Source organism: Nonomuraea sp. NPDC049784 (genome assembly GCF_040659615.1).
In the GTDB taxonomy this organism is placed as follows: Bacteria; Actinomycetota; Actinomycetes; order Streptosporangiales; family Streptosporangiaceae; genus Nonomuraea.
In genome coordinates this window covers 1-6,637 of record NZ_JBFAMX010000570.1, presented here as the reverse complement: position 1 = coordinate 6,637, position 6,637 = coordinate 1, and the positions used below count along the sequence as shown (strand labels likewise).

General features: G+C 68.2%; 7 protein-coding genes. 5 read left to right on the top strand and 2 right to left on the bottom strand.

What is annotated here, in order from left to right; all coding sequences use genetic code 11:
* Positions 1-354: 354 nt before the first annotated feature.
* Positions 355-999: a hypothetical protein gene (locus AB0J09_RS52150; RefSeq protein WP_360709290.1), complete on the bottom strand. Its 645-nt coding sequence runs from the start codon at positions 997-999 to the stop codon at positions 355-357.
* 185 nt (positions 1,000-1,184) lie between these two features.
* Here AB0J09_RS52150 and gap point away from each other — a divergent pair, with 185 nt between their 5' ends.
* The 5 genes from gap to AB0J09_RS52125 all read left to right on the top strand — a co-directional run bounded on the left by gap (position 1,185) and on the right by AB0J09_RS52125 (position 5,070).
* On the top strand, positions 1,185-2,189 hold the full coding sequence (gene gap / locus AB0J09_RS52145; protein WP_360709288.1) for a type I glyceraldehyde-3-phosphate dehydrogenase: 1,005 nt from the start codon (positions 1,185-1,187) through the stop codon (positions 2,187-2,189).
* Between the two features lie 143 nt (positions 2,190-2,332).
* Entirely contained in the window at positions 2,333-3,532 is a 1,200-nt protein-coding gene (locus AB0J09_RS52140) for a phosphoglycerate kinase (RefSeq protein WP_360709293.1), read from the top strand.
* A 7-nt stretch (positions 3,533-3,539) separates the two neighbouring features.
* Positions 3,540-4,322, top strand: a complete 783-nt coding sequence (tpiA, locus tag AB0J09_RS52135; RefSeq protein ID WP_360709285.1) for a triose-phosphate isomerase — start codon at positions 3,540-3,542, stop codon at positions 4,320-4,322.
* A gap of 99 nt (positions 4,323-4,421) precedes the next feature.
* Positions 4,422-4,652 (top strand): preprotein translocase subunit SecG, encoded by a 231-nt coding sequence (gene secG, locus AB0J09_RS52130; RefSeq protein WP_360709283.1) that lies wholly within the window; start codon positions 4,422-4,424, stop codon positions 4,650-4,652.
* A gap of 73 nt (positions 4,653-4,725) precedes the next feature.
* On the top strand, positions 4,726-5,070 hold the full coding sequence (locus AB0J09_RS52125; RefSeq protein WP_185103360.1) for an RNA polymerase-binding protein RbpA: 345 nt from the start codon (positions 4,726-4,728) through the stop codon (positions 5,068-5,070).
* A 61-nt stretch (positions 5,071-5,131) separates the two neighbouring features.
* Here the strand turns inward: AB0J09_RS52125 and AB0J09_RS52120 are convergent.
* Positions 5,132-6,637: amidohydrolase (locus AB0J09_RS52120; RefSeq protein ID WP_360709279.1), on the bottom strand; the 1,506-nt coding region annotated here is incomplete at its 5' end.

Below are 6,637 nucleotides of genomic sequence, written 5' to 3'. Positions count from 1 at the left end.
GCCGCACGCGCCGACGTGGGTGGCCGTCTGTCATGGCCGGTCGTGAAGGCTCACGGGCGGGTCGCCGTGACGACGCGCATTCTGGGCCGGCTCCGTGGCTGCTCTGACCGTCGCATCCGGCTGTCGGTTCGTCGGCCATGGGCGAGTGCGGTTCGAGAGGTATGCCGTCCCGAGGCTTCTCCAGGGACCCCTGCCAAAGTGTGGTCCGCACCTTCGGCTACGGCGCGAGGGCGGTCGGCCGGCCGGTGGGAGGGGCCACCGGGTGGCGTTCCGGGGCCGGAGACCGCGGTGGCCGATTTCCCGTCCGAGCAGTCTGCACCGGTGGCGGTGACGGGTTGCGACGGGTGGTGTGGCTCAGTCCTTGGCGGGCTTGCGGGGAGTGAACAGGTCCGTTGTCGGCTTTGGGGCCGGGGCCTGGGCGGGTTCGAACGGAGCGCGGTACTCGGGCTCGGGCTCCGGCTTCTCCGTCTCCTCGGCCGCCAGGGTGCGCTGGGCGCGGCGGACGCGGGCCACGCGGAGGGTGAGCAGGGCGAGGGCGGCGAGGGCGGCCACGGCGATGTAGAGCCAGGCGGCCCACGTCTCCGACAGCGGGTCCCGGTAGAGCGACGATGCGTAGGGGAGGCCGGCGGAGAAGTTGTCCAGGGTGATGTCGGCCAGGTCCGCGGGGCCGCGCTCGGCCGGAGGGGTGCGCAGGGTGGCACCGATCATGATCGACGATCCCACGATCTGGCCCGCGGCCACGGCGCCGCCCGCGTACAGGGCCGCCACGGGGACCAGGACGACGCTGCGGGGGCGTACCGCGCCTATCGCCAAGGAGATGATCAGGGCGATCGCGAGGGACGAAGCGAGCGAGAGAGGATGTCCGTTCCCGAACGTCGCGACGGCGACGGGAAGGCGGGTCTGGAACAGGACGGCCGCCCCCAGAGCGGCCGCGCAGACCAGTGCGGCGAGTAGCCCTGCGACTAGCCCGGGCAGCAGGCCGGACCGCTTATGTGACATCTCAGCCCCCAGAGAATGCACGAATTTACATCGATGAGTCGGGCACTTTACTCGAACGTCGCAAAACGTGCCTCCTGAACGCCGATTCAGAGTGGGTACCTCTAGTGGTCTAAACCAATTTCAGTCCGATAAGGTTCGTGGTTGAGGTTTCAGCCCGCCATCTGGTTTCGAGGAGATCGGTTCCCGTGAGCATCCGCGTAGGCGTCAACGGCTTCGGCCGCATCGGTCGCAACTTCTGGCGCGCTGTCGCCGCCAGCGGCAAGGACATCGAGATCGTCGCGGTCAACGACCTGACCGACAACGCGACGCTCGCTCACCTGCTGAAGTACGACAGCATCCTGGGCCGCCTGCCGTACGAGGTGAAGGCCAACAGCGACGAGATCATCGTCGACGGCAAGGCGATCAAGGTCTTCGAGGAGCGCGACCCGGGCAAGCTGCCCTGGGGCGACCTCGGCGTCGACGTGGTCGTGGAGTCGACCGGCCTGTTCACCGACGCCAACAAGGCCAGGGTGCACGCCGAGAACGGCGCGAAGAAGGTCATCATCTCCGCCCCCGCGAAGAACGAGGACGTCACGATCGTCCTCGGCGTCAACGAAGGGGCCTACGACCCGGCCAGCCACACGATCATCTCCAACGCCTCCTGCACCACCAACTGCCTGGCGCCGATGGCCAAGGTCCTCCACGACACCTTCACCATCGAGAAGGGTCTGATGACCACCATTCACGCGTACACGCAGGACCAGAACCTTCAGGACGGCCCGCACAAGGACCTGCGCCGCGCCCGCGCCGCCGCGCTCAACGTGGTGCCCACCTCCACCGGTGCCGCCAAGGCCATCGGCCTGGTCCTGCCCGAGCTCAAGGGCAAGCTCGACGGCTTCGCCATGCGCGTGCCGATCCCCACCGGCTCGGCCACCGACCTCACCGTCGACGTGAGCCGCGACGTCACCGTCGAGGAGGTCAACGCCGCGGTCAAGGCCGCCGCTGAGGGTCCGCTCAAGGGCATCATCAGCTACACCGAGGACGAGATCGTCTCCTCCGACATCGTCACCGACCCGGCCTCGTGCATCTTCGACGCCGGTCTGACCAAGGTGATCGGCAACCAGGTCAAGGTCGTCGGCTGGTACGACAACGAGTGGGGCTACTCCAACCGCCTCGCCGACCTGATCGAACTGGTCGGCCGCGGTCTCTGATCCCACGGCACCCCGCGAGGGAGCGCCGTTGCCTGGACTGAGGAGCGCAGGGAGCGTAGCGACCGGAGTGACGAGGGAAGGCAACGGCTCCCCAGCGACCGAGCTGCCTCCACGGAGTGGAGGCCATGAACAGGAGCATGAGCATGCGCACGCTCGACGATCTCGACGTTAAGGGGCGGCGCGTGCTCGTGCGCGCCGACCTCAACGTCCCCCTCGACGGGGAGACGATCACCGACGACGGCCGCATCCGGGCGTCGGTGCCGACGATCAAGACGCTGGTGGAAGGTGGCGCCAAGGTCGTCGTCTGTGCCCACCTGGGCAGGCCCAAGGGCAAGGTGGATCCGAAGTACTCGCTCAGGCCGGTGGCCAGGCGCCTGGGCGAGCTGCTCGGCGAGGAGATCGCCTTCGCCACAGACGTGGTCGGCGACAGTGCCCGTAGCACGGTTGAAACGCTCCAGGACGGCCAGGTGGCGCTGCTGGAGAACCTGCGCTACGAGCCGGGCGAGGAGTCCAAGGACGACGCCGAGCGGGCCGCGTTCGCGGAGAAGCTGGCCGGGCTGGCCGAGCTCTACGTGGGCGACGGGTTCGGCGCGGTGCACCGCAAGCACGCCAGCGTCTACGACGTGCCCAAGCTGCTGCCGCACGCGGCGGGCGGCCTGGTCGTGGCCGAGGTCGAGGTGCTGAAGAAGCTGACCGAGAGCCCCGAGCGGCCCTACGCCGTGGTGCTGGGCGGTGCCAAGGTCTCCGACAAGCTCGGCGTCATCGCCAACCTGCTGACCAAGGTCGACCGGCTGCTGATCGGCGGCGGCATGGCGTACACGTTCCTCAAGGCCCAGGGCTACGAGGTCGGCAAGTCGCTGCTCCAGGAGGACCAGCTCGACCAGGTGCGCGGCTTCCTGAATGAGGCCGTCGAGCGCGGCGTCGACCTGGTGCTGCCCGTCGACATTCTGGCGGCGGTCACGTTCGCGCCGGACGCCGAGCACGACGTGGTCGAGGCCACCGCGATCCCGGCCGACCGGGAGGGTCTCGATATCGGGCCCAAGACGCGCGAGCTGTTCGCCTCCAAGCTGGCCGACGCCAGGACCGTCTTCTGGAACGGCCCCATGGGCGTGTTCGAGTTCGACGCGTTCTCCGGCGGCACCAGGGCGGTGGCCGAGGCGCTGATCGCCCGTACGAGCAGCGAGGACGCCTTCACCGTGGTGGGCGGCGGCGACTCGGCGGCCGCCGTACGGAAGCTGGAGCTCCCCGAGGACGGTTTCTCCCACATCTCCACCGGTGGCGGGGCCAGCCTCGAATACCTTGAGGGCAAGACCCTTCCCGGACTCGCGGCGCTGGAGGACTGAGCTACCTATGAGCACGCGGAAGCCGCTCATCGCCGGCAACTGGAAGATGAACCTCAACCATCTCGAGGCCATCGCGCTGGTCCAGAAGCTCGCCTTCGCACTCAACGACAAGGACTTCGACAAGGTCGAGGTCGCCGTCCTGCCGCCGTACACCGATCTGCGCAGCGTGCAGACGCTGGTCGACGGTGACAAGCTCAGGATCGAGTACGGGGCGCAGGACCTGTCGCAGCACGACGCGGGAGCCTACACCGGTGAGATATCGGGCGCCATGCTGGCCAAGCTCGGCTGCACGTACGTGGCCGTCGGCCACTCCGAGCGCCGGCAGTACCACGACGAGGACGACGACCTGGTCAACGCCAAGGTGCAGGCCGCCTACCGCCATTCGATCACCCCGATCCTCTGCGTAGGAGAGGGCCTGGCGGTGCGCCAAGAGGGCGGCCACATCGCGCACAGTCTCGGTCAACTCGACGGCGCGCTGCGCAAAATCACCGCCGAGCAGGCAAAATCGATAGTGGTGGCCTACGAGCCGGTGTGGGCGATCGGCACCGGCGAGGTGGCCACCCCGGAGGACGCCCAGGAGGTTTGTGGCGCGCTGCGAGTGAGACTCGCTGAGCTCTACGACTCCGAAGTGGCCTCCGGGGTCCGTATCCTTTACGGAGGCTCGGTCAAGTCAGGCAATATCGCGGGGATCATGGCTCAACCCGATGTCGACGGCGCGCTCGTGGGCGGCGCCAGCATCGACGCCGGGGAGTTCACGAAGATCTGCCGTTTCTACGATATGCCGGGCTAACTGAGCCGTTCTGGGGGTGCGACTTGACAGCAGGCCGTACCCTCAGAAGGCAAGTTTGAATCGTCACGCGTAACAGAGCATTGAAGGAACAGGCATACCGTGGAAATCGGAATCTCCATCGCCCTCATCCTGGCGAGCGGTCTCATGATCCTGCTCGTGCTGCTCCACAAGGGCAAGGGTGGCGGCCTGTCTGACATGTTCGGCGGCGGTTTCTCGTCGAACTTCGGTGGTTCCTCGGTGGTGGAGCGCAACCTCGACCGGCTGACCGTCATCACGGGCACGGTCTGGTTCGTCTGCATCATCGCTCTCGGCTTGCTCATGAAGCCCTGAGCAACAAGTTAACGCGTGACAGTGATTCTCCCCCCGTGTCTGCGCGCGGGGCGATCGAGCGAGGAGTTCATCCGTGGGTAGTGGCAACGCGATCCGTGGCAGCCGAGTCGGCGCCGGCCCTATGGGGGAGGCCGAGCGCGGCGAGGCAGCTCCGAGAGTGCGGGTCTCGTTCTGGTGTGCCAACATGCACGAGACGCGCCCCAGTTTCGCCAGTGACGCGGCGGTCCCCGAGACATGGGACTGTCCACGTTGTGGCCTTCCTGCCGGACAGGACGAGTCGGCCCCACCTGCCCCGCCGAAGAACGAGCCGTACAAGACGCATCTTGCCTACGTGAAGGAGCGCAGGAGCGACAAGGACGGCAAGGCGATCCTCGAGGAGGCACTGGAGCGCCTGCGTAACAACAAGTCCCCCTGGTAGTGGCTGAGTTCGGCGAAAGGGTCTCGGGTCTGCCGAGGCCCTTTCGCCGTTTCCGGGCGGCTCAGCGGCGCTCGTAGACCGCGTCGCCGTCCACGAACGTCATGCGTGCCCCCGTCGTCCAGATGTCGCCGGCCGGGAGCTCGAACGGGTCGCGGTCCAGCACCACCAGGTCGGCGGGGCGGCCCGGCTCGACGGCGCCGGCGGAGGAGCGGTTGATCCAGGCCGAGCCCGCCGTGTAGGCCGTCATGGCGGTGGCCAGGTCGATGCGCTGGCCGGGCAGGAACGGGGTCTGCGCGGTCGGGTAGTCCGCGTGGACCGAGCCGCCCGGCTCCGTACGGTTGACCGCGACGTGCATGCCCTGCATCGGGTCGGCATTCGATACCGGCCAGTCGCTGCCCGCGCAGAAGCGGGTGCCGTGCGCCAGCAGGTCCGCGAACGGGTACTGCCACGACGAACGCGGCTCCCCCAGGTACGGCAGCGTCAGCTCGTCCATCTGGGCGTGGTGCGTGGCCCACAGCGGCTGCAGGTTGGCCGTGACGCCCAGGGCGGCGAAGCGCGGCACGTCCGACGGCTCGATGATCTGCAGGTGGGCGATGTGGTGCCGGTTGCCGGGGCTCGTGCCCTCGAGGCTGTCCAGGGCCTCGCGCGCCGCCCGCTCGCCGATGGCGTGGAAGTGCACCTGGAAGCCGAGCCTGTCCAGCTCGGCGACGTACTCCTTGAGCTTCTGCGGGTCCACGTACGACAGGCCCGTGCCGCCGCACAGGCAGTACGGCTCCAGCGTGGCGGCGGTGAAGTTCTCCGTGATGCCGTCCTGCATGATCTTGACCGAGGTGGCACTGAAGCGGTCAAGGCCCTCGGCGGTGGCCCGGCGCTCGACCAGCTCCTCCATCTGGTCCAGACCACGTGTCCTGTCCCACCACAGCGCACCCACCACGCGGGCCCTGAGCCTGCCTGAGCGGGCCGCGGCCAGGTAGGTGGGCAGTTGGTCCTGGGAGCCCGCGTAGGAGCCCACGATGGCGTCCTGCCAGCCTGTGATGCCCAGGGAGAACAGGTGCTGCTGCGCGTCCGCCAGCGCGTCTTCCAGGTCTTGAGAGGTCGGGCGGGGGGTGAGCAGGCCGACGAGGTCCATCGCGCCCTCGTGCAGGACCCCGGTGGGCTCGCCTGCGGCGTCGCGCTCTATGCGGCCGTCGGCCGGGTCCGGCGTGTCCTTCGTGATGCCGGCTCGTTCCAGGGCCCGGGTGTTGACCCAGGCGGCGTGGTGGTCACGCTGGATGAGGTACGCGGGGCGATCGAGGAACTCGAGCTGGTCGCGGTGGGGGAGGCCGCCGGGGAACGCGGACATGTCCCAGCCGCCGCCATCGATCCACTCCTTGCCGGGATTTTTCGCGGCATAGTCGGCTATCTCGGCTATGTACGCGTCAAGACCGAAATGTTCGGACAAGTCGCACTTAGCTCGTTCGAGACCCGCCTGGACCGGGTGCATGTGCGCATCCGTGAAACCCGGCACCAGCAGGCCGCCGTCCAGGTCCACCGTCTCGTGGGACGGCGCCTGCCGGGCCAGCTCGGC